Annotated in this window: 2 protein-coding genes and 1 pseudogene; 2 read left to right on the forward strand and 1 reads right to left on the reverse strand. The window is 73.9% G+C overall.

Annotation, left to right across the window (positions count from 1 at the left end; all coding sequences use genetic code 11):
* Positions 1 to 118: 118 nt before the first annotated feature.
* A complete protein-coding gene (locus ACI3KX_RS21890; protein WP_404911070.1) occupies positions 119 to 1,705 on the reverse strand; it encodes a phytoene desaturase family protein in 1,587 nt (528 codons plus the stop codon).
* 88 nt (positions 1,706 to 1,793) lie between these two features.
* On the opposite strand from ACI3KX_RS21890, the gene ACI3KX_RS21895 reads away from it, so the two are divergent.
* Positions 1,794 to 2,597: an inositol monophosphatase family protein gene (locus ACI3KX_RS21895; RefSeq protein WP_363354180.1), complete on the forward strand. Its 804-nt coding sequence runs from the start codon at positions 1,794 to 1,796 to the stop codon at positions 2,595 to 2,597.
* 352 nt (positions 2,598 to 2,949) lie between these two features.
* Positions 2,950 to 3,693 (forward strand): annotated as a pseudogene (locus tag ACI3KX_RS21900) (hypothetical protein); the annotation flags it as partial.

The raw sequence follows: 3,693 nt of genomic DNA on the forward strand, positions 1-3,693 counted from the left end.
CACCACGGCTCCCGGATACGAGGGGTACCCGCCGCCCCCGCCGCTGCCGCCGCGCGCCTGACCGCGGGACGCCGCGCGCCTGACCGCGGGACGCGCCGACATCGCGCGGAAGCGATCTTCAGCCGGCGAGCAGCTCGAGTGCGGCCATCGCCGCGTTGTGCCCGCCGAGTCCGCTGACGGCGCCGCCCCTTCGGGCGCCCGAACCGCACACCAGCACGTTCGGGTGCTCCGTGGCGACGCCCCAGCGCTCGGCAGGCGTGACGAGCGTGTCTTCGTCGTCGGCCCACGGCCACGACAGCGCGCCGTGGAAGATGTCGCCGCCGACCATGCCCAGTGACTGCTCCAGATCGGCCGTCGTCCGCGCCTCCACGCACGCCGAGCCGTCCGGCGCCTCGTACACGCAGTCGGCGATGGGCTCGGCGAGTACCGTGTCGAGCGAGCGCTGAGCCGCCTCGAGGAGCGCCATGCGCGCGGCATCCGGATCCCGGCCTTCGAGCAGCCGATGCGGCACCTGCAGGCCGAAGAGCGTCAGCGTGTGCGCGCCCGCGGCGCGCAGTTCCGGGCCGAGGATCGACGGGTCGGTCAGCGAGTGGCAGTAGATCTCGGCCGGCAGCGGCTCGGGGATGCCGCCGGCCAGGCCCGTCGCATGCGCCCGGTCGAGCTGCGACATCGTCTCGTTGACGTGGAAGGTCCCGGCGAACGCGGCCTCGGGAGCCACCCGCTCGTCGCGGAGGCGGGGAAGGCGCCGCAGCAGCATGTTGACCTTGAGCTGCGCGCCTTCCGGCGGTGCAGCGCCGACCCCCGCCGGGCGGGCTCCGCCCGCGGCGAGCAGCCGGGCGAGCACGGCAGGGCCGACGCCGCTCAGCACCAGTCGGGCGTGCACCGTGCGGTCGTCTGCGAGGGTGATCTCGCCGCCGGGCGTCACGGCCACGACCTCCGCACCGGTGCGCAGGTCGGCACCCGCCTCGGTCGCCGCGCGCGACAGCTCGGATGTCACGCGACCCATGCCGCCGACCGGCACGTCCCAGTCGCCGGTCCCACCGCCGATGACGTGATACAGGAAGCAGCGGTTCTGCCGCAGGCTTTCGTCGTCGGCCGACGCGAACGTGCCGATGAGGCCGTCGGTGAGCGCGATGCCGCGGGCGATGTCGGTGTCGAGGGAGGAACGCAGCAGTCCACCCAGCGGCCGCTCGAACAGCTCCTCCCAGAGCCGGTCGTCGTCGAGTGCCGCGCGCATCTCACCGGCTCGGCGCAACGGCTCGGTCATCGACGGGAAGATCAACCGTGCGACCGGTCCCATCCGCGCGGACAAGGCCGCGAAGCGCGCCGCCTCACCGGTGTCGCCGGTCACGCGGGCGAAGGCGTCGGCGGTGGCCGCGGCATCCGCCGTGTCGATGAGGATGCCGCGCGCAGGGTCCTGCGGGTCCGGCGTGTACGACGAGTAGCGACGGCGGAGCAGACGGATGCCGAGCCCCAGGTCGTCGATGATGCGCTGCGGCAGCAGGCTCACAAGGTAGGAGTAGCGCGACAGCCGTGCGGCGACGCCCGGCCACGGTTCCTCCGACACCGCGGCGCCGCCGACATGGTCGAGCCGCTCGAGCACGACAACCGTGCGCCCGGCGCGGGCGAGGTACGCGGCGGCGACGAGGGCGTTGTGGCCGCCGCCGACGATGGCGACGTCGTGGACGGGGGAGCGGGTGGGCATGCGCACACGCTATCGAGGCGGTTCATCGTCACGCGAGCGTCGCCCCTCGTTCGCCGGCGCTGCGAGCGCCGCCGGATACCGTGGAGGCATGAGCCTCGAGCAGGACCTCGGATCCCTTGCCATCGACATCGCCCGCGAAGCCGGTGAGCTGGCCCGGCTGCGTCGTGACGCGGGTGTGGCGATCGCCGCGACGAAGTCGGCCCTCGCTGACATCGTCACCGAGGCCGATCGCGAGGTCGAGGCGCTCATCCGCGCGCGCCTGAAGGCCGCGCGGCCCGACGACGGCTTCCTCGGCGAGGAGACCGGAGCCGAGCGCGGGGCCAGTGACGTGACTTGGGTCGTCGACCCCATCGACGGCACCGTCAACTATGCGTACGGCATCCCGACCTACGCGGTCAGCATCGCCGCCGTCCGTGGCGAGCCGACCCCCAACGCGTGGGAAGCGCTGGCGGGCGTGGTGTTCGCCCCTGTCAGCGGAGAGGTCTTCCACGCGGTGCGCGGCGAGGGCGCGTGGCTGGGCGTGCACCGGATCGCCGTCAACCCCGAGGTCGGACCGGCTGGCGCGCTTCTCGCAACGGGGTTCGGATACGATCCCGCGACCCGCCCAGGCGACCTCGATCTGATCGGCCGGGTGATGCCGGGCCTGGCACGCGACCTCCGCCGCGCCGGTGCCGCCTCGCTCGACCTGTCGTACGTCGCCGCGGGTCGCCTGGACGGATACTTCGAGCGCGGCCTCTCGCCGTGGGACCTCGCCGCCGGCGCCCTGCTGGTGACCGAAGCGGGCGGCCGGTTCGGCCGTGCCGAACCCGACGGCGGTCCGCGCGGACCGCTCGTGGTCGCCGCGACGCCGGCGATCTTCGACCGCCTCGCCGAGGCGGCGGGATTGGTATGAGACAGCCGTCTCATCTAATTTTCACGAAGCGCGCGTCGTGAAATCCGAGTCTTACATGGCATTCCCAGCACGCTCGGGGTAGTGTTTACCCGATCGTTACCTTCGCTGCCCGAACGGCGAAGGTGGTCATAGCCCGACCGACAGCCCTGCTGCGTGCACCCCCCCTCGCGGCACGACACGAGAGCCCGACTCCGCTTTGCCTTTCGACTCCCCTATGGCTGAGCCTGCGCCCACGCGCCGATCCAGCCGTACCTCGCCGACGCCTGTACAGGCGACGCCGGAGACCCCGGGGACGGGTCGCGCCACAGTCAGGCGGCAGGCGGCCGGGGGCGCTCCCGAGCGTCCCGCGGTCGTGTGGGGTCGTCCTGTCGAGGCCAAGCGAGCGGATGCCGCCACTCCGGCCGCCACCAAGTCCCAGGCGCCCGCTTCGGTGACGCCGGCGTCCGACATCCCCGCCCCGCGACCGATGCTGCCGGGGATCGACACTCCTCCCGCGGCGACGCCCGTCCTGCCTCCGGCCGCAGTCGCACCTGCAGCTCCCGCGCCGTCGTCGGTGGACCTCCCCGTGGCATCGAGCCCGGTCATCGAATCGGTCGCGCCTCGCGTCCGCGCTCGTGCCGGAGCATCGGCTGTTCCGCCGGTGGCCCCGGTCGAGCACGTGAGCCGCCGCACCCGGCGCGCCCAGACCGGCGAGCAGCCCGTCGTCGCCGTGCCGCCGATCGCACCCGAGACTCCTGCCGCACCGGAACGCCCCGCCGCCGCCTTCGAGGCCGAGCTGCCGACGCGCGAAGAGCCGGCGCCGCTGCTGGACACAGTCCTCGTCGCCGCCGAGCCGTTCGAGCTTCTCGAGCCCGCCGCTCCCGCCGTCGCGGCCGAGCCCGCCGCCGACACCGCTTCCACGTGGGCGGCCGACAGCCTCGCGAAGCTCCTGGCCGCCGAAGCGGCCGCCACGATCGCGTCGGCGGCTCCGCTCGTCGAGACCGGCGCCGTCCAGCCGGCCGCTGCTCCGCGACGAGCAGAGCCGCGCGTCGCTGAGGCCCAGCCGGCCGCAGCCGAACCGCAGGCGCAGACCGCGCCGCAGGCTGCGCGGGCACGC

This window comes from Microbacterium sp. ZW CA_36 (assembly GCF_044987475.1).
GTDB lineage: Bacteria > Actinomycetota > Actinomycetes > Actinomycetales > Microbacteriaceae > Microbacterium.

Excerpts from the sequence above, each read along its gene's own strand:
- ACI3KX_RS21890 (WP_404911070.1), bottom strand. The coding sequence starts at position 1,705 with ATGCCCACCCGCTCCCCCGTCCACGACGTCGCCATCGTCGGCGGCGGC.
- ACI3KX_RS21895 (WP_363354180.1), top strand. The coding sequence starts at position 1,794 with ATGAGCCTCGAGCAGGACCTCGGATCCCTTGCCATCGACATCGCCCGC.